This is a genomic window from Lolliginicoccus lacisalsi, assembly GCF_014841105.1.
GTDB classification, from domain to species: Bacteria; Actinomycetota; Actinomycetes; order Mycobacteriales; family Mycobacteriaceae; genus Lolliginicoccus; species Lolliginicoccus lacisalsi.
Genome location: NZ_JACYWE010000006.1, coordinates 183,004 through 204,103, shown reverse-complemented (window position 1 = coordinate 204,103; position 21,100 = coordinate 183,004). Strand labels below are relative to the sequence as shown.

General features: G+C 68.7%; 18 protein-coding genes. 8 read left to right on the top strand and 10 right to left on the bottom strand.

The genetic code is table 11. The features are described 5' to 3' along the window. Positions 1–49 precede the first annotated feature (49 nt). Entirely contained in the window at positions 50–1,102 is a 1,053-nt protein-coding gene (locus HT102_RS16330) for a ribonuclease HI (protein ID WP_192039557.1), read from the top strand. Here HT102_RS16330 and HT102_RS11470 read toward each other — a convergent pair. After that, entirely contained in the window at positions 1,090–2,493 is a 1,404-nt protein-coding gene (locus HT102_RS11470; protein WP_192039556.1) for an aspartate aminotransferase family protein, read from the bottom strand. The genes HT102_RS16330 and HT102_RS11470 overlap by 13 nt on opposite strands. A gap of 246 nt (positions 2,494–2,739) precedes the next feature. Between HT102_RS11470 and HT102_RS11465 the strand changes: the two genes are divergently transcribed. After that, positions 2,740–3,624: a helix-turn-helix domain-containing protein gene (locus HT102_RS11465; protein WP_192039555.1), complete on the top strand. Its 885-nt coding sequence runs from the start codon at positions 2,740–2,742 to the stop codon at positions 3,622–3,624. Between the two features lie 7 nt (positions 3,625–3,631). Here HT102_RS11465 and HT102_RS11460 read toward each other — a convergent pair whose 3' ends face one another. Together HT102_RS11460 and HT102_RS11455 are read right to left on the bottom strand one after the other, a co-directional pair. Next, positions 3,632–4,795 carry an acyl-CoA dehydrogenase family protein gene (locus HT102_RS11460; protein WP_192039554.1) on the bottom strand — a complete coding sequence of 388 codons (1,164 nt, stop codon included), beginning with the start codon at positions 4,793–4,795 and terminating at the stop codon, positions 3,632–3,634. 16 nt (positions 4,796–4,811) lie between these two features. Further along, positions 4,812–6,821: an acetyl-CoA carboxylase biotin carboxylase subunit gene (locus tag HT102_RS11455; protein WP_192039553.1), complete on the bottom strand. Its 2,010-nt coding sequence runs from the start codon at positions 6,819–6,821 to the stop codon at positions 4,812–4,814. Between the two features lie 228 nt (positions 6,822–7,049). On the opposite strand from HT102_RS11455, the gene HT102_RS11450 reads away from it, so the two are divergent. Next, positions 7,050–7,694, top strand: a complete 645-nt coding sequence (locus HT102_RS11450; RefSeq protein WP_192039552.1) for a hypothetical protein — start codon at positions 7,050–7,052, stop codon at positions 7,692–7,694. A 146-nt stretch (positions 7,695–7,840) separates the two neighbouring features. Here the strand turns inward: HT102_RS11450 and HT102_RS11445 are convergent, their stop codons facing one another. The 4 genes from HT102_RS11445 to HT102_RS11430 all read right to left on the bottom strand — a co-directional run bounded on the left by HT102_RS11445 (position 7,841) and on the right by HT102_RS11430 (position 13,593). Further along, entirely contained in the window at positions 7,841–8,296 is a 456-nt protein-coding gene (locus tag HT102_RS11445; RefSeq protein ID WP_192039551.1) for a (2Fe-2S)-binding protein, read from the bottom strand. A 24-nt stretch (positions 8,297–8,320) separates the two neighbouring features. Further along, positions 8,321–10,546, bottom strand: coding sequence for a xanthine dehydrogenase family protein molybdopterin-binding subunit (locus tag HT102_RS11440; protein ID WP_333473401.1), 2,226 nt, complete (start codon positions 10,544–10,546; stop codon positions 8,321–8,323). Positions 10,547–10,609: 63 nt separating this feature from the next. After that, positions 10,610–11,935, bottom strand: coding sequence for a DUF2254 domain-containing protein (locus HT102_RS11435; protein ID WP_192039550.1), 1,326 nt, complete (start codon positions 11,933–11,935; stop codon positions 10,610–10,612). A gap of 80 nt (positions 11,936–12,015) precedes the next feature. Further along, complete coding sequence (locus HT102_RS11430) at positions 12,016–13,593, bottom strand: carboxyl transferase domain-containing protein (protein ID WP_192039549.1); 1,578 nt, start codon at positions 13,591–13,593, stop codon at positions 12,016–12,018. Between the two features lie 478 nt (positions 13,594–14,071). Here HT102_RS11430 and HT102_RS11425 point away from each other — a divergent pair, with 478 nt between their 5' ends. Beyond that, a complete protein-coding gene (locus HT102_RS11425; protein ID WP_192039548.1) occupies positions 14,072–14,800 on the top strand; it encodes a hypothetical protein in 729 nt (242 codons plus the stop codon). A gap of 33 nt (positions 14,801–14,833) precedes the next feature. On the opposite strand, the gene HT102_RS11420 is transcribed toward HT102_RS11425, so the two are convergent. Then, the gene (locus tag HT102_RS11420; protein ID WP_192039547.1) at positions 14,834–15,862 is read right to left on the bottom strand and encodes an XdhC family protein; all 1,029 of its coding nucleotides are present in this window, start codon (positions 15,860–15,862) and stop codon (positions 14,834–14,836) included. Between the two features lie 73 nt (positions 15,863–15,935). Between HT102_RS11420 and HT102_RS11415 the strand changes: the two genes are divergently transcribed. Together HT102_RS11415 and HT102_RS11410 are read left to right on the top strand one after the other, a co-directional pair. Next, a complete protein-coding gene (locus HT102_RS11415) occupies positions 15,936–16,562 on the top strand; it encodes an SACE_7040 family transcriptional regulator (protein ID WP_192039546.1) in 627 nt (208 codons plus the stop codon). Positions 16,563–16,688: 126 nt separating this feature from the next. Continuing rightward, positions 16,689–16,982 carry a DUF2218 domain-containing protein gene (locus HT102_RS11410; protein WP_192039545.1) on the top strand — a complete coding sequence of 98 codons (294 nt, stop codon included), beginning with the start codon at positions 16,689–16,691 and terminating at the stop codon, positions 16,980–16,982. 10 nt (positions 16,983–16,992) lie between these two features. Here HT102_RS11410 and HT102_RS11405 read toward each other — a convergent pair whose 3' ends face one another. Further along, positions 16,993–18,603, bottom strand: coding sequence for a cation:proton antiporter family protein (locus HT102_RS11405; RefSeq protein WP_192039544.1), 1,611 nt, complete (start codon positions 18,601–18,603; stop codon positions 16,993–16,995). A gap of 368 nt (positions 18,604–18,971) precedes the next feature. Between HT102_RS11405 and HT102_RS11400 the strand changes: the two genes are divergently transcribed. Further along, complete coding sequence (locus HT102_RS11400) at positions 18,972–19,316, top strand: ArsR/SmtB family transcription factor (protein WP_192039543.1); 345 nt, start codon at positions 18,972–18,974, stop codon at positions 19,314–19,316. Positions 19,317–19,338: 22 nt separating this feature from the next. Here HT102_RS11400 and HT102_RS11395 read toward each other — a convergent pair whose 3' ends face one another. Further along, positions 19,339–19,716 (bottom strand): hypothetical protein, encoded by a 378-nt coding sequence (locus tag HT102_RS11395; protein ID WP_192039542.1) that lies wholly within the window; start codon positions 19,714–19,716, stop codon positions 19,339–19,341. A gap of 251 nt (positions 19,717–19,967) precedes the next feature. Here HT102_RS11395 and HT102_RS11390 point away from each other — a divergent pair, with 251 nt between their 5' ends. Further along, positions 19,968–21,089 carry an adenylate/guanylate cyclase domain-containing protein gene (locus HT102_RS11390; protein WP_192039541.1) on the top strand — a complete coding sequence of 374 codons (1,122 nt, stop codon included), beginning with the start codon at positions 19,968–19,970 and terminating at the stop codon, positions 21,087–21,089. Positions 21,090–21,100: the final 11 nt, after the last annotated feature.

The window sequence follows — 21,100 nt, the reverse complement described above, 5'->3', positions numbered from 1 at the left end:
CGTAGAGCCGAGCTCGCGCGTCCGGCAGTACCACGAGGGAGGATTGCCCGTGTCGCCACGCCTGCTTGGTCGCGTTCGGACCACTATCTCGGCCGCCCGCGACCAGTTCCCCAGCCGGGCACGCCGTGCGCGTCGCGTGCTGCTCGCGGGCCTCGGAGTACGGAGCGCTCGCTGGAGCTCGGCGGATCCACGGGATCAGCAATGGTATGGCGTGGTTCGGACCTTCACTGCCGAGGAGCTCATCGACGGGCAGCCCCGCACGACGGCGTGCGCCATCGCGGTGGTGTGCGATGGCGATTACTCGGCCTTCCATTTCTTCTCCCGCCCGCACGAGGGCACGGGCCCGCGGCGGCGCGAGGCAACGCTGGGCCTGGTCGGCGTGGACGCGTTCGAGTACCTCTACAAGATCGTGGAGGGGCACGAGCGCGACATCATCGTGTACCTGCACCAGCCGCACCTGCGGGATCTGCTGCGGTCCGCCGCGCCTGCTTTCCCGCAGTGCACGATGCGCGAGAGCCTCGAGGATGAGCGGCTCTCGCGACTCAACGGGATCGCCGGCATGCAGATCGACCTGCGGGTCCATCGCCAGCAATCCCGCCTCGCGGGCATACCCCGCAAGGAGCACGGGCGCCTCGTGGTCGCCACGGATGCGTCCCTGCGCAGCCGGCATCGTGGCGCGGGCATCGCCTGCGTGAGCGAGGAGGGCATCGCCGAGTCGGTGTTCCGCGCCCATCTCGGGCGCATTGATGTCGCGGAGCTCGCTGCCATCGATCTCGCGCTCTCCACGTTCTGCGACGGCCGTGCCCTGCATGTCCTCGTCGACAGCCGTCATGCCCTGAACTACATCGAGGGCGTGGGCCGGGCACGAGACCATGCGATCGCTTCGCTCGTGGACAGCATCCGCGGCAAGTCCCGCAGCCGGCCCGTGACGTTCGAATGGGTCCGCGCCCACAACGGCCATCCGCTCAACGAGGCCGCGCACCGCCTGGCCGTGGCCGCGCGACGGTGCCATACCAGCAACGTCCCTCCCGATACCCAGCAGCGCATCGTGTCGGGGATCCTTGAGGACCTCACCGCGGACAGTGTCGATCAGACCGTGTAGGAATCACCGATCTTGAGCACCTCGTCGAGGATGCGCAGCCCCTCCCTCGCCTCATCGGCCGTGATGGTGCAGGGCGGCGCGCAGTGGATCCGGTTGGACACCATCAGGGGCAGCAGGCCCTGGCGCTTGCACTCGGCCATCATCTCGGCCATCGCCGCGCTCGTGCCCGCGTAGGGGGCGAGGGGCTCGCGGGTGGTCGCGTCCGTCACGAGCTCGAGCGCCCAGAACACGCCCCTCCCCCGGGCCTCGCCGACGCAGGGATGACGGGCCGCGATCTCGGCGAGCCCCGGCCCGAGCACGGTCTCGCCGATGCGTCGCGCGTTCTCGACGATGCCCTCGTCCGCCATCGCCGTGATCGTGGCGACCGCGGCAGCGCACGCGAGCGGGTGGCCCGAGTAGGTCAGCCCGCCCGGGTAGGGGCGCTCCTCGAAGGTCTCGGCCACCCGTGCCGAGATCGCCACCCCGCCGAGCGGCACGTAGCCCGAGTTGACGCCCTTGGCGAAGGCGAGCAGGTCCGGCGCGACCCCGGACTCGTCGATGGCGAACCAGTGCCCGGAGCGCCCGAAGCCGCACATCACCTCGTCCGCGATCATGACGATGCCGTGCAGGTCGCACAGCTCGCGCACCCCGCGCAGGTAGCCGGGCGGAGGCGGGATGATGCCTGGTCCGCCGGGAATGGTCTCCAGGATGATCGCCGCGATCGTGCCGGGCCCCTCGAGCTCGATCACCTGCTGGAGATGCTGCAGCGCCCGCTGCTCCTCCTCCGCCTCCGTGGTGGCGTGGAACGCCGAGCGGTACAGGAACGGGCCGAAGAAGTGGGTGGTGCCCTCGGTGCCGCGATCGTTCGCCCACCGGCGCGGGTCCCCGGTCACGTTGATCGCGAGCGCCGTGGCGCCGTGGTACGACCGGTAGCGGGAGAGGATCTTGTTGCGACCGGTATGCACGCGCGCCATGCGGATCGCATGCTCGACCGCCTCGGCCCCGCTGTTGGTGAAGAACACCTTGTCGAGGTCGCCCGGAGTGCGCTCGGCGATCAGGCGGGCAGCCTCGCTGCGCTGGTCGTTGACATGATGCGGCGCGATGGTCGCGAGGCGCTGGGCCTGCTCGACGATTCCCGCGACGACCCTCGGGTGCTGGTGACCGATGTTGGTGTTGACGAGCTGGCTGGAGAAATCGAGCAGCCGATCGCCGTTGCCATCCCACACGTGGGAGCCTTGGGCGGCGGTGACGACCATCGGCTTGAACGCGCCCTGCGCCACCCAGGAGTGGAAGACGTGCTTGCGATCGAGCTCGTACGCCCGGGAGGCCGAGGAGCGGGCTTCCTCCACGCTGCCGAAGCCTGGCACCTGCTCCTCCGCCGTGCGCCGCGACACATCCTGCTGGTCATCCATGCCTGCTCGTTCCTTCCCGCCACCGATGGAGCAACCCGGCAACTGTATTACGGCTGGTCCCGCGGGAAGGGGGAATCGACACGCGTGGCGCGCGGGACGGGCGCGCTCGCGCGGCACTGATGCCTGGGCGCGCCGACAACGTTGGCGGCGCGCCCAGGACATCGTCCGCAACGGGGATGGATGCCGACGTCATGGGTTAATCTATGCCCTCATGAGGCGTGGATCACGGTCAAACCAGGACAATCAATGGTGATTAGCGGACAGGCGCCCGTGCGCGCGATCCGGTACTCGCCGTCCAGCGACACCGCTCGCCACGGAGTCGAGGTGATGACGCTGCGCTCCTTGCGCGAGCGGATGGGCCCCGGCGAGTTCACCGCGCCGCAATGCCCGCGGTTCCACCTGATCGCACTCGTCACCGAAGGCCATGGCACCCATGCCGTCGATTTCCGCTCCGGCGAGCTGCACCCAGGGACCGTGTGGTGGGTGCGCCCTGGCCAGGTGCAGCAATGGGGCAACGTCTATGACTACGAGGCCACCATTGTCCTGCTCGAGGATGGCGTGCTCGGTCCGATCGCGAGATCCTCGCTGACCGGCAGCCCGATGCGCTGGCGCTGCTGCTGGCACCTCGACGAGAACCAGAGCGGCAGCAATCTCGTAGCGCCCCTCATCGCGCACCTCAGCACCGTCTTCGACCAATCCGGCCCCGGGGCGGCGCCGCTGCTGCGCCACCTGGCGAACACGTTGCTGATCACCCTGCTCGACATCGCGCCCCCTGATCCCGGGCCCGCGCCGACCATTGGCTCGTCGACAGTGGACACCTTCGCCCAGGCCGTCGAGGATGGCTTCACCCGCACCCGATCGGTCAGTGACTATGCCCGCGAGCTCGGCTACTCGGAGAAGACGGTCACGCGGGCGGTGCGGGCCGCCACCGGGCTGACCGCGAAGCAATTCATCGACGAGCGGGTCATCCTCGAGTGCAAGAGGTTGCTCTCCCACACCGAGCGCACCACCGGCAGCATCGCCGACGACCTCGGGTTCAGCGATGTCTCGAACTTCACCAAGTTCTTCGCGGCGCGCACGGGCATGTCGCCCACGGAGTTCCGGCGCTCGGCGCGACCGCCGCGATGGTAGTGCTGCCCTAGAGGCCGAGCTCGCGGGCGATCAGCATGAGCTGCACCTCCGTGGTGCCCTCGCCGATCTCGAGGATCTTGCTGTCGCGGTAGTGGCGGGCGACGCGGTACTCGTTCATGTAGCCGTAGCCACCGAACACCTGGGTGGCGTCGCGCGCGTTGTCCATCGCCGCCTCGCTGGAGACGAGCTTGGCAATCGATGCTGCCTTCTTGAACGGCTTGCCCGACAGCATGAGCGCGGCGGCATCGTAGTAGGCAGCGCGGGATGCCGCGGCCCGGGCCTCCATGCGCGCGATCTTGAACGCGATGGCCTGGTTCTCCCCGATCGGCTTGCCGAAGGCTGTGCGCTCCTTCGCGTAGCGGACGCATTCGTCGACGCAGCCCTGGGCCACCCCGGTGCCCACCGCGGCGATGGCGATGCGGCCCTCGTCGAGGATGCTCAGGAAGTTCGCGTAGCCACGACCGGCCGCCCCGAGGAGGTTGGCCTCGGGAACGCGGACGTCGTCGAAGGACAGCGGGTGCGTATCGGAGGCGTGCCAGCCGACCTTGGAATAAGCGGGCTGGACCGTGAAGCCCGGGGTGCCCGCGGGAACGATGATCGTGGAGATCTCCTTCTTCCCGCTGCCCGTCGTCCCGGTCACCGCGGTCACGGTGACGAGCTCGGTGATGTCGGTTCCCGAGTTGGTGATGAACTGCTTGCTGCCGTTGATCACCCATTCACCGTTGTCGAGCCGCGCTGTGGTGCGGGTGCCGCCCGCGTCGCTGCCCGCTCCCGGCTCGGTGAGTCCGAACGCGCCAAGCCGGGCACCGCTGGCGAGCTGGGGCAACCAGGCCTGCTTCTGCTCGTCGGTGCCGAAGCGGTAGATCGGCATGGCACCGAGCGACACTGCGGCCTCGAGGGTCATCGCGACGGACTGATCGACCTTGCCGAGCTCCTCGAGCGCGACGCACAGCGCGAAGTAGTCGCCGCCCATGCCGCCGTGCTCCTCGGGGAACGGGAGGCCGAACAGCCCCATCCCCGCCATCCCGCGGACCACCTCGTAAGGGAAGGTCTTGTTCTCATCGTGCTCGGCCGCGACCGGGGCGACGACTTCCCGGGCGAACTCCTCGACGGTGCGGCGGAGCTGCTCGTACTCATCCGGCAGGGCCGAGGCGGAGAGGAAGCTCGTCATGGCTGTTCAAGGCTCCTTAGGTCTGGTCTGAATCGGTAGCGGTGATGCGGGCCAGCAACTGGTCGACGGTCACCTGATCACCCGGTGCGGCATGGAGCTCCACCGTTCCATCGACCGGGGACGCGAGGGTGTGCTCCATCTTCATCGCCTCGACCACGACGATCGGGGTGCCCGCGGCGACCTCGTCCCCCGTGGCGACATGGATGGCGATCACCGAGCCCGGCATGGGGCTGAGGATCTCGGCCTCGCCGCGATGCGCGTCGTGGTGGCGCACGCTGGCCTCGCGCACCACCTGCACCGACCATGTGCCGTGCGGCAGGGTCACCCAGATGTGGTGGTGGTCTTCGGTGATGGTGACCGGCTGCCGCCGCCCGTCAAGGACGATCGCCCCCTGGCCACTGATGCCGACGGTGTGCTCGCCCTCCCCGACGCGGGCGCGGGCATCACCGGGGGTTCCGGTGAGCTCGACGAGCACCGTGCGATCGCTTCCGGCGAGGCGCACGCGGTAGGGGGCCTGGTCGCCGAGCCGCCAGCCGCTGGGCACGTCCCAGATGCTGCGGGGCTGCTCGAGCCAGTGCTCGCGCCAGCGGTGCGCGGCGGCGGCGGCGAACACCTCGTCGGGAACGGGCGCGGGCTCGTACGCGGGCAGCACTCGATCGATGAGCGCCGTATCGAGGTCCCCCGCTCGCACGTCCGGGGTGGCGAGGAGGTACCGCAGGAACTCGATGTTCGTGACCAGCCCGTGCACGGTGGTCGCGGCGAGCGCATCATCGAGGCGCTGCAGGGCGGTCGCCCGGTCCGGGCCGTGCGCGATGATCTTCGACAGCATCGGGTCATAGTCGCTGCCGATGATGCTGCCGGGGCGGATGCCGGAGTCGACGCGGGCGCTCGCGGGCTCATCGAGCGCGAGGACCGTGCCGCCCGTCGGGAGGAAGCCGCGCGCGGGGTCCTCCGCGTAGACCCGCGCCTCGATGGCATGCCCGGTAAGGGTTATGTCGTCCTGGGCGCGGTCGAGCGGCTGGCCCGCGGCGACCCGCACCTGCCATTCGACGAGGTCGATCCCGGTGACCATCTCAGTGACGGGATGCTCGACCTGCAGGCGGGTGTTCATCTCCATGAAGAAGAACTCATCGGGCCGGTCGGCGGAGACGATGAACTCGACCGTGCCCGCCCCGAGGTAGTCGACGCTGCGGGCGGTGTCGCAGGCGGCCTTTCCGATCCGGTCGCGGGTGACGGCGTCGAGCAGCGGCGAGGGAGCTTCCTCGATGACCTTCTGGTGGCGGCGCTGCAAGGAGCACTCGCGCTCGCCGAGGTGCAGCACGGTGCCGTGCGCATCCGCGATGACCTGCACCTCGATGTGCCGGGGGCTGGTGATGAAGCGCTCGATGAAGAGCGTGTCATCGCCGAACGCGGAGGCGGCCTCGCGCCGGGCGGACCGCAAGGCCTCGGGGAGGTCGGCGGGATCATCGACGCGGCGCATGCCCTTGCCGCCGCCGCCGGCCGAGGGCTTGACGAGGACGGGGAAGCCGATGCCGGGGGCGGCGTCGATCAGATCGTCGTCAGTGAGACCGGGCCGCGCGATGCCGGGAACGGTGGGAACGCCGCTGGCCGCGACGGTGGTCTTGGCGGTGATCTTGTCGCCCATCACGGTGATCGCCGCGGCAGAGGGCCCGAGGAAGACGATGCCGGCGTCGGCGCAGGCCTGGGCGAAGGCGGTGTTCTCGGAGAGGAACCCGTAGCCGGGATGGATCGCCTCGGCCCCGGTGCGGCGTGCAGCATCGATGATGGCGGCGATGTCGAGGTAGCTCTGCCGCGCGGCGGCGGGCCCGATGCGCACGGCCTCGTCCGCGGACTGCACGTGCAGGGCGTCGCGGTCGGCGTCGCTGTAGACGGCGATGGAGCGGATGCCTAGCTCGCGCAGCGTCCGGATGACACGCACGGCGATCTCGCCCCGGTTGGCCACGAGCACGGTACCGAACAGGCGCGTGCCGGGGGGCGAGAGGTGTTGTGGTGCGGCAACGCCCATGAGCGACTCCGGGATCGGGGGTGTCTGGTAGCAAATTTAGGTTAATCGCCATTCACTGAGTTGTCCAGATCACACAGGGCAGGCCCGCCTCTCCGCGCTGCGCGCACCAAGGCACGCGGGCTCCGCGCCGATCGCCGCGGCGAAGCCGCGGTAAAGCCGCGGTAAAGCCGCGGGACAGGGTGGATACTGAACGCACGAGCCACCATCCATGCGCACCGGAGGTCCTTGATGTCGCAGCGCAGCACCCACCCCCGATCCCCCTCCTCCCGGTGGTACCTGCTCGTGGCCGTGTTGGTCGTCGTGGGCCTAGCGGTCGGCGCGCTTCTCGCATGGGCCGCGGCGGGCGCGTTCCCCTCGGTCACCGCCGAGGCACGCGCCAACCAGCCGCTCGAGGTGTCGATCGAGGACGAGGGCCTGACGATCTTCGCCGATACCGATCGAGCCTCGCTGGACTGCGAGGTGTCCGACACCCGCGGCGCGACCGTGCCGATGCGAGGCCTCAGCACGACCGAGACCATCAGCGTGGGAGCCCGCACCTGGCATGTCGTCCTGCGCTCCTCGGAACCCGTCCGGCCCGGCGAGTACTCGGTACTGTGCACGAGCGAGGACTCCAGCGTCATCTATGGCGTGGGCCCGCGCGCCACGGTGTTCGGGTTCGTCGGCCTCGTCCTCGGCGCGGTGGCGGCGCTCGGGATCGGTGTCGTCGGTGGCTTCCTGCTGTGGCTCGTGATCTTCCTGCTTCGGCGGCGCGTTCCACCTGGTCATCGGGCACCAGGGCAAGGGGCACCAGGGCAGGGGGCGCCAGGGCAGGGGGCGCCAGGGCAGGGGGCACCGGGGCAGGGGGAACCGCCCGGCTACCCGCCCAGCGCGTGATACCGCGCCCAGTCAGCTCCGGCGCGCGGTCAGGACCGGCGCGCCCGCCCCAGTGGAAGCTTTTCCCGATGGGCGCGGGAAAAGTTTCCACTAAGCACCTGGGCACCCGCGACCGAGCACCTGAGCACCTGGGCACCCGGGCGGGCCTAGCCGAGCCCCGCGGCGCGCTTGATGGCGGCCCGGATTCGCGGGTATGTGCCGCACCGGCAGACGTTGATGACCTCGTCGATATCGGCATCGGTGGGGCGCGGGTTGCGGCGCAGCAGGTCGACGGCGGACATGATCTGCCCTGGCTGGCAGTATCCGCACTGCGCGACGTCGAGGTCGATCCAGGCCTGCTGGACGGCGTGCAGTTGCCCCCCGCTGGCTAGCCCCTCGATGGTCGTGACGTCCCGCCCGGCGACATCCTCGACAGGTGTGACGCAGGGACGGACCGCGGCGCCGTCGAGGTGGCTGGTGCAGGCCTTGCACACGTCGATGCCGCAGCCGAACTTGGGCCCGGTGATGCCGAGCTTGTCGCGGAGCACCCACAGCAACGGCAGGCCAGGAGCAGCCTCGACGGTGACGTCGCGGCCATTGACGCGGAACGAGTAGCTGGGCATGCGGGAGGGACCTCCGGGAGGGGGCTAGCGGGGGAAGGGCTCGAAGTCGATGTCGAAGTTGATCGGGAACGAGCGTGGCCGGGTGCCGGTGGCGCGGGCGTAGGCGTTGGCGACGGCACCGACCGAGGCAGGAACGCCGAGCTCCCCCGCGCCCCCGGGATCGTCTCCGCTCTCGAGGATGTGGACGGTGACGTCGGGCGGCGAGTCACCTTGCCGCGGATAGTGGTACTGCGAGTACGAGCCTTCGAGGGGCAGCCCGTCGACGATGTGCAGCCCGGCGCTGAGGGTGGTGGCGATGGCGTCGCTGAGGCCGCCCTGCATCTGCGCCTCGAGCCCCAGGGGGTTGATGGTCTTGCCGACGTCGACAGCGATGACGGCCTTGGTGACGCGGGGCTTGCGGCGGTCGCGCGCATCGATCTCGACGAGCACGGCGATGGCGGAGCGGTATTCCTCGTGGACGCCGACGCCCTGGCCGAAGCCCGGTGGCATGTCACGCCCCCAGTTCCCCTCGCGAGCGACGGTATCGAGCACGTCGCGGACGCGGTGGTCCTTGATGATGGCGCGCCGGTACTCGACGGGGTCGCGACCGAGATGCTGGGCGATCTCGTCGATGAACATCTCCTCGCAGCCGCGGGTGTTGCCGGAGTAGACGCCGCGCCAGCTTCCGGTGGGCATGCGCAGGGGGATCTCGAACAGCTCGTGGGTCTTGGCGCCCACCTCATAGGGGGTGAACTGGGTGAGGTGGAAGAGGGTTTGCCCGAAGACGGGATTGCCGACGACGGGGAGCTGCGTGTAGGCGGCGGTGAGGATCTCGCCGAGGCCATGGCGGAAGTCGGTCTCGACGAAGCCGGCGCGGTGATGGAACGCGTTCACGGCGCTGGTGCCGAGGCGGGCGCGGAGGCGGTGATGGGAGGCGGGCCGGGCGCGGCCGTGGCGCATGTCGTCGATGCGGCTCCACATCAGCTTGACGGGCTTGCCCATGGCGCGGGAGATGCGCGCCGCCTCGAGGGCACCGTCGTAGAAGAGCCGGCGCCCGAAGCTGCCGCCGGCCTGGGTGACGTGCACGATGACCTTGTCGAGCGGCAGGCCGAGCTCGAGGGCGATGTGCTCGCGGGTGATGATCGGGGATTGCAGCGCGGACCAGATCTCGGCGCGGTCGGGGCGCACGTCGGCGATCGCAGTGTTGGGCTCGAGGGGAGCGTGGCTGGCGAACGCGAAGTCGTACTCGGCGTCGAGGACTCCGGATGCGAGGCTGCCGGAGCTGAGTGCCGGGTCGTCGTACGGGGGGACGGCGCCGCGGAGCCGGGCGCGGATATCGGGGTCGGAAAGCCCGTCGATCGTGCCCGGCCTCCAGGTGACGTCGAACGCGCGAGTCGCGTCGAGGGCCTCGCCGAAGGTCTCGGCCATGATGGCGACGCCAGTGGGGATCATCGCGACGTCGATGACACCGGGCTGCTGGCGCGCGGTGGCCTCGTCGAACCACTCGGGGCTGCCGTTGATCGTGGGCGGCCGGCGCACCATCACGGGCTTGGCCCCGGGCACGTCGATGTCGAGGGTGTAGGCAAGCTCCCCGGTGACCATGGCGCGCGCATCCTGGCGCCGGGTGGGGGTGCCGACGGTGTGGTGGCTGGTCTTGGGCCGGGCGGTGACATCGGCGAGGGAGGGGCTGGCTGCTCCGGCGGAGAGCTCGCCATACCCGAGGGAGCGGCCGTCGCGAGCGAGGACGCGACCATTCTCGGTGCGCAGGTCCGTGGGCAGGACCAGCAGGCGGGCGGCCGCGGCAGCGACGAGGCGGGCCCGCACCACCGAGGCGACGGCGCGCAGGGGATGCCACAGCGACCGAATGGTGTTGGAGCTTCCGGTGAACTGGTTGAACAGCAGCTCGGGCTTCGCGGCGGCGAGGCGCACATCGACTTGGTCGACGGGGACGTCGAGCTCGTCGGCGACGATCATGGCGGTGGCGGTGCTGATGCCCTGGCCGAGCTCGGCGCGGGGCAGCTCGAAGCGGATGCGGCCATCGGGGACGACTTCGATGACGAGGATCAGCGCGGTGGGCAGGCCAACGGTGATGAAGAGGTCACCGATGTCGACGATCTGGCCGACCTCGGGGTTGCTGGGGATCCCGGGCGCCCCTGGTTGCGCGCTAGCTCTGGGGCTTGTTCCCGGGGCGGCCCATTGGGCCCCGACAGTGAGGATGGGGGCGGTGACGAGGAAGGTGAGGAACTGGCGACGTGCCATGCTCTCGACCACGGACCACCTGCTTTCGTGCCTATTGCTTTCGGGGCACTAGAAAAGGTGGCACGGATCACATTGTCAGAGGGGCGCTTTGCCGGAAATAGCGTTGCCGGAGATCGCGGATAGCGCGGCGTCGATGCGGGCCGCCTCGGCCGCCTTGTCAGCCTCCCGCTCGGCATGGTTGGTGTATTCGGTGCGGAGCCGCGCGAGGTGGTCGACGACGAGATCGGCGAGATGGGCCTGGTTGGTGGTGGTGCCGATGCGCTCGGCGAGGCGGATCGTGGACTCGATGGCCAGGGGATTGTCGAGCGCGTAGTGGCGCATCGCATCGAGCACGCCGCCAATCAGTTCGGCGGGGGGCACCCTGGCCACGACTAGCCGCAATTTTCCCTCGTCGCCCGTCCTGCCGAGCACGGGGTCGGGCCGCTGGGCGAGGGGAACGAGGCCGACGGCTAGCTCGTCAAGAGCATTGCTGGCGGTGAAGGGATCATTCATGCTCGGCGAGAGCGCCCGGATCGCCATCTCGGTGAGCTGCTGCACGGCGAAGGTGATGTCCTGGCGGGGGCTGCGTGATTCCGCGAGGGCGTACGCGGCCCGGATCGAGCTGGCGAGCTCTTCGCTGGGCGCCCGTGGCCCATGAACCGTCGCGAGCGCTTCCCCCGCCACGACGTGGGTGCCCGTTCCCGCGCGGACCTCGATGCGGCAGTCATGCTCCTCGGCGAGATCGAGCAGCCGGTCCTCATCGACGACCATGACGAAACCGAAGCTAGCGACCGGCACAGCAGTGCCGCTGCCTGGTGCAGACGTGGTGGCATCGACGGCGTTGCCCGCTGGCTCCCCGGGGTAGAGCTCGTCGAGCGCGCTCACCATCTCGCCGCGCACGCGGGCCAGCAAGGTGGGCACCTGGATGGAGTTGGCGATGTGGTGGATGAAGAAAACGAGCACCGCTACGTCGAGCACCGCGAGCAGCACCGCGACATTCACCGCGAGATCAGGGATGAACTCCCCGCCCTGGTCGGTCTCGGAGCGGATGGAGCGCAGCACCAACAGGCAGTACAAGAACGTGGCGCCGTAGATGCCGAGGACAAACTGGTTGGCCCGATCAGCCATGAAGTTGCGCACGAGGCGCGGTCCGTAGGTGGAGCTCGCGATGGCGAGGACGGAGATCGTGATCGAGAATGACGTCGCGGCGACGGCGAGCATGGAGCCACCGATCGCGGTGAGGATGTCGCGGCTGCCGCTGACGCCCACTGTGTAGAACAGCGAGCCGGCCACGTCCGGGCCGAGCCGCTGGATCGTCACATCGATGCGGATCAGCACCTGCGACAACGCCAGGGCGATGATGCCCAGGATGGTGGGCAGGAACCAGAACGAGTCGCGGAACGTGATGATCCATTTGCGCATGACGTTGTGCCTGGCCTTCCTGCCGCTATCTCGCGTGGCAGGAGGGCGGCAGGATCACTGTATGTGCCCAATGCGGTCGGTCACATGCGGAACACGCCGTGGGCGATGGGCTCGAGGGGGGCGTGCGCGCACGCGTCGAGCGCGAGGCCCAGGACCGAACGGGTGTGGGCGGGGTCGATGATCCCGTCGTCCCAGAGCCGTGCCGTGGAGTAGTAGGGATTTCCCTGCGCCTCGTACTGGTCGCGGATGGGTTGCTTGAACGCTTCCTCGTCCTCGGTCGCCCATTCCTTGCCCTGGGCCTCGAGCTGGTCGCGCCGCACGGTGGACAGCACGGAAGCCGCTTGCTCGCCGCCCATGACGGAGATCCGCGCGTTGGGCCACATCCACAGGAACCGGGGCGAGTAGGCCCGCCCGCACATCGAGTAGTTGCCGGCGCCGTAGGAGCCGCCGATGACCACGGTCAGCTTGGGCACGCGCGCGCATGCGACGGCGGTGACCATCTTGGCGCCGTGCTTGGCGATGCCGCCGGCCTCATAGTCGCGGCCCACCATGAAGCCGCTGATGTTCTGCAGGAAGAGCAGGGGGATGCGGCGCTGGTCGCAGAGCTCGATGAAGTGGGCGCCCTTGACGGCGGACTCGCCGAAAAGGATGCCGTTGTTGGCGATGATGCCGACGGGATGGCCGTGGATGCGGGCGAACGCGGTGACCAGCGTCTTGCCGTACTCGGCCTTGAACTCCTGGTAGTGGCCGCCATCGACGAGGATGTCGAGGACGTCGTGGACGTCGTAGGGGATCCGCGAATCGGTGGGAACGACGTCATAGAGAGCGGTCTGGTCACGCTCGGGGGCGGTGGCAGGCTGGTGGTTCCAGGGCACGGGCGGCGCGGGCGGAAGGGTGTCGACGATGCCACGGACGATGCGCAGGGCGTCCTGGTCATCCTCGGCGAGGTGGTCGGTGACGCCGGATACCTTGGCGTGCAGCTCCCCGCCACCTAGCTCCTCCGCGGTGACTACTTCGCCGGTGGCGGCCTTCACCAGGGGCGGTCCGCCGAGGAAGATGGTGCCCTGGCCGCGGACGATGACGGTCTCGTCACTCATGGCGGGCACATAGGCGCCACCAGCGGTGCACGATCCCATGACGGCGGCGATCTGGGCGATCCCGCGCGCGCTCATGTTCGCCTGGTTGTAGAAGATTCGCCCGAAGTGCTCGCGATCGGGGAAGACCTCGTCCTGCTTGGGCAGGTAGCCGCCGCCGGAATCGACGAGGTAGACGCACGGGAGGTTGTTCTGCATCGCGATCTCTTGCGCCCGCAGGTGCTTCTTCACGCTCATTGGGTAGTAGGTGCCGCCCTTGACGGTGGCGTCGTTGGCGAGCACGAGGCAGAGCCGGCCCGCGATGCGCCCGATGCCACCAATGACGCCTGCTCCCGGGGCCTCGTCGTTGTACATGCCGTTGGCAGCGAGCGGGGCGATCTCGAGGAAGGCGCTGCCGTGATCGAGGAGGTGGTTCACGCGGTCGCGCGGCAGCAGCTTGCCCCGCGCGAGGTGCTTCTCGCGGGCGCGCTCGCTGCCACCGAGCGCGGTGGCGCGCGTCGCCTCGTTGAGCTCCGCGACGAGCTGCTGATGCGCGGATCGGTTGGCTTGCCGATCTAGTGCCATGCCCACACCCCAAGATTTGAGTTAATGATGAGTAACCGAACTGAGGCTAGCGCGCGCGGCCTCGTGTTGTCCATATCACTCCCTGCCCGGGCCGGACCGGGCACCAATCCGGGCCAGGTGCAGATCCGAATTTACCCCTGAGCAGGAGAGAGACAATGCAATCCGCAACCGATCAGGTATTGATGACACCGTGAATCCAATAACTGCCGCGCTGATCACAGTTCGTTCACGCGTACCACCCGGCCCCATCGGGCTTGCGCCAGGGAAGAGTGAAACACCCGCTGAGCAGGGATTTCTCCGAACAATGCAATGCTGACGCGTACGGTGGAAAGTTTCTTTCCCGACCTGTAACAATCACAGCAGGATCAACGATCTACAGTTCGACAGTGCGCAACCGTGGTATCGCTCACGAAACCCGACTTTCCCGTGAGACACTGCAAACGCCTGCTCTCAACCAACATCTCCAGGAGGAATCATAATGAAGGCATTCACCCGCGTCGCCGCGATCGCCGCGACCTCGGCAGCCCTCACCATCCCGTTCGCCGGCGCAGCCTCGGCGCAGCCGACCTTCGACCTCGGTGGCGACCTCGGCCTCGACCTCGGCGCCGGCAGCACCGACCTCGGCATCGGTGGCGGCGTGGACCTCGGCGCGCTCCTCGGCCTCGGCGGCACCGCTGACGGCGGCGCGAACGTCGGCGGCGGCGTTGCCATCGATACCGCCAGCATCGAGCAGCTGTTCAACATCAACGTCGAGGGCCAGGGCGGCGCCCAGGGCGGCTTCGACCTCCAGGCCGCGATCGAGCAGGCCGAGGCTGACTTCAACGCGTGGCTCGAGGCCACCTTCGGCGCCCAGGGCGGCACCGGCGGCACCGGCGGCGGCGAGTTCACCGGCACCATCGACCTCGAGCAGGCTTGGCTCGACTTCCTGGCCCAGGCCGAGGCTGACATCCAGGCCCTCTTCGGCGTCCAGGGTGGCACCACCGGAGGCGGCACCGCCGGCGGCGAGTTCACCATCGACACCTCCAGCATCGACGCCCTCATCGGCGGCGGCGCGAACGTTGACGGCGGCGGCGACCTCGGGCTCGACCTCGGCGCCGGCAGCGCTGACTTCGGCATCGGCGGCGACCTCGGCGCCGGCGGAGGCTTCGACCTCGGCAACCTGCTGAACATCGCCCTCGGCCTCGGTGGCGGCGTCAACGCAGGCTGACACCTGCGCTAGCCGCTAGCCAGCTCTAGCTGGCTAGCCCTGCAGCACCATCGCGCCGGTGGGGCCGAGCACACGCTCGGCCCCACCGGCCTTTGCATGCCCGCCCGCCACGAGCTGGGCGGCGATCGATACCGCCACCTCCTCCGGCATCCGGCCCGCGGCACCGAGTCCCACGGGCGAGACGAGCATGGCTAGCTCCGCCTCCCCCACTCCGCGCCGCCGCAGCTCCTCGCGGCGCCGCAGCGCTGTCGCCGAGGAACCCAGCGCTCCCACGAAGCCGAGCACCTCGTCGCCCCCGAGCGCGCGCTGGAGCACATCCACATCCACGCCGTCCGAATGGGTCATCACCAGCACCACCGTGCGGTGATCCACCCGCCCGCGACGGATCTCCGCATCGAGGTACGCGGCGGGCCGGGCCACCACCACCTCGTGCGCGCCGGGAAAGCGGGCACTGGTGGTGAACACCGGCCGCTGGTCGCACACGGTGACGGCGAAACCAAGGAACCGCCCCATCGCCGCCATCGCCGCCACATGCGGCGTGGATCCCAGGATCAGCATGCGCGGCACACCGACGAAGTCGATCGCGAGCATGTCCTCGCGCAGCGGGATGCCGAACTGCTTGCCCGCCACGCTCGTGCCCCGCTGGCCCAATCGATGACCGGGAGCCTCGCCGTCCGTGATCACGACGCCCACTGTCGCCGGCCTCCCCGCCGCCACCGCCTCGCAGACCTCGGCGAGCCCCGGGAACGTCGCTGTATCCACGCGCTCGACGAGCACCTCCAATTGGCCGCCGCAGGTGAGCGAGATGCCGCCGGGCTCGCCGCCCGGCCCATATCCCACCCGCTCGGCGATGCCAGTGGACAGAGCACGCATCGCGCGGGCGTGCGCATCGGCCTCGACGCAGCCGCCGGAGACACCGCCCGCCACCTCGCCGCGCATATCGACAGCCATCGCCGCGCCCGGCTCGCGCGGAGCGGAACCGCGAGTCGCGATCACGGTCACGAGACCGCACGCCCCGTCCCTCGCTACCCGGTGATGCAGCCACGGCAGAATCTCGCGCATGCTGCCACGGTAGCGGCACCGGCGCATCAGTGACGTGGGTTAATGTGGTTTAACCTGGAGCGAAGGGAGCGGCATGACGGAGCCGGCCACGTCCCCGCGTGCCGCGGGAACCGAGTCGACGCGGCGTTCCCGGCTCAAGGCGGACCGGCGCGAGCAATTGCTCCGCGCCGCGGCACAGCTCGTGGCGGAACGAGGCTTCAGCGGCGTCCGGCTCGAGGATATCGGCGCGGCCGTCGGGATCAGCGGCCCCGCGATCTACCGTCACTTCTCCAGCAAGGAAGCGTTGCTCGTCGAGCTGCTCAGCAGCGTGAGCCGCCGCCTGCTCACAGGCGCCCGAGCGGTCGCCGGCCAGGCGTCCTCGGCCGAGGACGCCATCGAGGATCTCGTGGACTTCCATCTCGACTTCGCGCTGGGGCAGCCAGACCTCATCCGGGTGCAGGACCGCGATCTGCACAGCTTGCCCGAGGAGGCGCGCCGCGAGATCCGGCACATGCAGCGCCGCTATGTCGAGCTGTGGGTCGCGGCACTGATCGAGAACGATCCCCGCATCGACACGCGTGATGCCCGGATCAAGGCCCATGGCGTGTTCGGCCTGCTCAACTCCACCGCGCACAGCCTAGGTGGGCGCGAGCTCCCGGATGCTGCCGGGCGCGCGCGGGCAGTGCTTCGCTCCATGGCACTCGGGGCCCTTTTCCACTGAGCCAATCGCGCGCCGCGAGTAACGCAGCTAACAGCATGGAGTGTGACGGAGCTGATATTCCGCGACGGAATTCGTACGTACCATTCTTCGTTATTAGGCTTACCATCCCTCAAAACGGAGAATCCCATGCCTGAATCAGTCGCTCGGATCGCCACCGATCGCGCGGATCGAATTGTCAAGCAACTGGCGAGCCACTTCGGGCACATGGTGCCGGTGGTCCAGGAAGGCCGCCAGGTAGAGATCCTGTTCGATCTTGGCGTGGCAGTGTGCGCAGCCGGTTCCCGTGGGATCACCGTCACCGTGCAGGCCCACAGGGAGAGCGACGTCGCCGAGGTCCAGGAGATCATCACCCGGCATCTCGAGGCATTCGGCCAGCGGGATGACCTGCGGGTGACCTGGTCCCCCACCGTCGCCGCCTGACCGGCCCCGCCTACCGCGGCAGGGGCGGGTCGTCCTCGTCGAGCACTGGCTCGAGCCCCTTGACCTGGGCGGCCCGCCCCGCGAGCGCGTAGCCGGCACCACCGTAGAGGTGGAAGACATCGTCCGCGCCATGCTCGTACATCTTCTCGATCTCATCGCGATGCTGCACCACCGCCGCGATCTCGCCCTGGTAGTCCAGTTGCTTGAGGAAGTCGAGCGCCTGGACATTGGAGTCGTAGAGCGGTAGCGCGAGGATCGTTATGGTGACGGCCTCGTTCAGGCAGAGCTTCTCCCAGAAGTCCCAGTCGGTGGCGTCGCCCTCGACCGCGTTGTAGCCATGCTGGCGGAGGTCATGGATGCGGTCAGCATCGGTATCGATGCCTAGCACATCGAGGCCGAACTCCTCCTCGAGCCGCTCGTAGGCGGCCCGTCCCACGCGACCCATGCCAAGCACCACGGCCTGCGCCTCACCGATCTGGATCGGACGCTCCATCGTGTTGAGGCGAGCGTCGTCCACCTCGGGCCAGAACCGTTCCACGCTCGCGTAGGTCTCGGCCGAGAAGCGATTGACCACGGCGGAGATGCCGAAGCTCATCGCCACCGCGAGCGAGAGCACCACCAGCCAGGTGTCGGTGATCCATCCATTGCTTGCCGCGAGCACCGCCACGATCAGGCCGAACTCCGAGTAGTTCATCAGGCCGAGAGCACCGAGGAACGAGGTGCGATGGCGCAGCCGGAATGCCCGGAAAAGAACGATGAACAACAACGATTTCGCGAAGATCAGCACCAGCAGCATCGAGGCGAGCCCGAACGTCTCCAAGGTCGGGAGCCCGGTCAGGCCGATGGAGACGAAGAACCCGACGAGGAACAGTTCCTTCATCATGAATAGCGCGCGAGACATGCTCACTGCCGCTGGATGCGGCGCGAGGAGCATCCCGATGATGAGCGCGCCGAGGTCGCCCTTGAGGCCAACGAGATCGAACAACGCGTAGCCGGCACCGAGGGCGAGCACCACGCCATAGAGGATCTGCATCTCGCCATGACCGACGACCTCGAGCATCGACCGGAGCAAGGGGGCCAGCGGGAGCAGCGCGAGCAGCGCGAACGCGAAGGGGCTCGGGAGCTCCCCGGTGGACGCGGTGAGGAAGATGACCGCGAAGATGTCCTGCATGATGAGGATTCCGATGGCGAGGCGACCGTAGAGCGCCTTCGACTCCCCCCGGTCATCGAGGATCTTCACCGCGAACACCGTGCTCGAGAACGAGAGCGCGAACCCAAGGACCAGCATCATCGGCAGGCCCGCTCCCGCCAGGGCGGTGGACCCGATGATCTTCAGCACGGCCAGGAAGCCCACCATCATTGCTGTCGAAAGCACCAGGTGCGCGCTGGCGGTGGCCCACACCTCCTTGAGCAGGAGCGTCCGCACATTGAGCTTGAGGCCGATCGTGAACAGCAGCAGCGTCACCCCGAGATCCGCGATGGTCGACAGCGCTGGCAGCTCCCCGTAGCCGAGGGCGGTGAGCAGGAACCCGGCCGCGAGGAAGCCCACGAGCGGCGGCACCCGGAGACCCAGTGCGAGCATCCCACCGAGGAAGGGGATGACGATGTAGGCGATGTCCAAGTCATGCTCCTCGCGGTCCCATGGATGGCTTGCATCCTACAGCCTGGCGCCCGGCCGCCCGTTTCGTGGTTTTTCACGGTGATGCAGTCCCGCATTTGTTTTTAGGGTGATCATTGCCATATGCACGAGGGCAAAAATAATCTCAACGATCTCTCACAATTTTCCTACCCTCGTTTCAGGACCTCCGCTTAGCTTGTCCCGACGACGAGGCGAGCCCTCAATGCGGAGCTGTATCCGACAATCGCGGAAAGATCACCGCTGCTCTTTCACACATGCCCCGGCCACATCGTGGTGGCCGGGGCATGCGCGTCGAAGGATCAGTCCCATGCTCGGCTCCGCGCGCGCCGATTGCGGGCAGAATGGTAACCATGGCTGTTTCCCCGCTCGATGATGACCAGCGGGCCCGCGAGGCCGTCGCCGCGGTCACCCTGGTGCCAGACGTGGACTTCTGGGCCCAGCGGTTCGCGCTGCTCTCCGACTCGAACCGGCTCCGGATCCTGCTAGCGATGCACCGCGCGCCAGGGATCACCGTCACCGGCCTGGCCGAGGCCCTCGACATGTCCAGCTCCGCCGTTTCGCACGCGCTGCGGCTGCTGCGCAGCCACAACTGGGTGCGGGTCCAGCGCGACGGGCGCAACATGCGCTACTACCTCGACGATCCCGTGGTCCACTCGATGCTCCATGGCATAGGCGGCACCCACGCGCACGGGTAGCGGCCGCGCGCCAGCGGGTGGCTCAGGATGCGTGGGCGCGAACCTGGCCGTGCTCGGCGAGCACGTCGCGCACCGACCGCAGCAGGTAGACGCTGCCGCTGGTGACGAGGACGAACACCGTGGCAGGCACCCCGGCGAACGCCACCAGCGTGGCAAGCTCCGGCAGGAGCCCGTCGAAGGCGAGCGCCCCGGGCTCGACGAGGAAGATCGAGGCGAGGAAGCCGCCCACTCCCGCGAGGATCAGGCCAAGGGGGAACGCCCAGCGAGCCCGGTGCTCCTCATCGAGGATCAGCCCGAGCCCGGAGATGCCTGCACTGAGCGCGAGCAGCCCGACCGCGAGGACGGTCATGGGCCCATCGACCCGGGACCATACGTCGATCATCATCTGCACACCGTTCATGCCTGCACCCCTGGTTCCAGGCTCGATGCGCTGCTCGCGCACCAGGAGCCATGTTCGTGACTATCTGTTGCGGTGATCGGGCACAGGGATGATCTTGTTACGGGTTCCCGGCACAACTGGGACGAGGATCACGCCGCCCCGCGGCCATGACGCCGCCGACGCGGCAAAATACACGGGTTTGCCCGCGGCATCCCCGACGATAGAAGCCACCGGCACTCCTCGATCTGAGACAACTACCAGGGACGGCAGAGATGGCATCGTTCGACGATTTCGCCCACGCGAACGCCAACGCGCCCACCGAGCCGTTGTTCGTGCCGCCGCGCCGGACGAAGAGCGGCGACGAGAAGACCGAGCCGCGGCCGTTGATCATGCGCCTCATCCAGTCCGAGGTGGAGAAGGCACTCCTCGGCGAGGCCCGCCGCTACACCCGCTCGCAGGTCGCCGAGCGCGCTGGAGTGAGCGCCGAGTACGGCCAGGAGCTCTGGCGCGCGCTCGGCTTCGCCACCGCCCCGAACGCCGCCTCCGTGCTCTACACCGAATCCGATATCAACGCCATCCGCACCCTTGCCCAGCTCGAGTCCGCCGGGATACTCACCCCGGAGCTCGCCGTGGGGATGACCCGCGCCCTCGGGCAGTCGTTCTCCCGCATCGCCGAATGGCAGGTCCCGCTGCTCAACGAGCAGGTGCTCGAGCTCGTCGAGCAACGCATGGCCGCCGACCCTCCCCTCTCCCCCACCGAGCTGCTCGACGACGCCGCCGACCTCGTCCGCGAGTGGGTGCCCGTGGTGCACGCGATGCAGACCTACGTGTGGCGCCGCCACCTCGCCGCCCGCGCGGGCCGCTACCTCGCCGGCCCCGATGAGGACACCGCCAGCCAAGCCCTCGTCGTGGGGTTCGCGGACATGGTCGGCTACACCGATCTCACCCGGCTGAATAACATCACCGGCCTCGCGACCCTGCTCAATACCTTCGAGAACACGGTCACCTCGATCATCGCCGCGCACGGCGGATCGGTGATCAAGAACGTCGGCGACGAGATCATGTTCTCCGTCGAGCAGCCCGCCGCGGCCGCCCGCATCGCCATCGCCCTGCAGGACGCCATCCGCAGCAACGAATCCCTGCCCCTGCTGCACATCGGGCTCGCCTATGGCATCGCGCTCGCCCGCTTCGGGGACCTATACGGGCAAGTGGTCAACACCGCGGCCCGGTTGACCAGCGCCGCGCCCGGCGGGGACATCCTCGTCGATGGCGAGCTCGCCGAGATCCTGCGGCACCATCCGGCATTCCGCGTCAAGGCCGTCAAGTCTGCCCGGCACCGGGGATTCATGAAGTACAAGCCGCATGAGCTGCTCCGCGCCTCCCCCCAGGGATGAGCAGCCGCCGC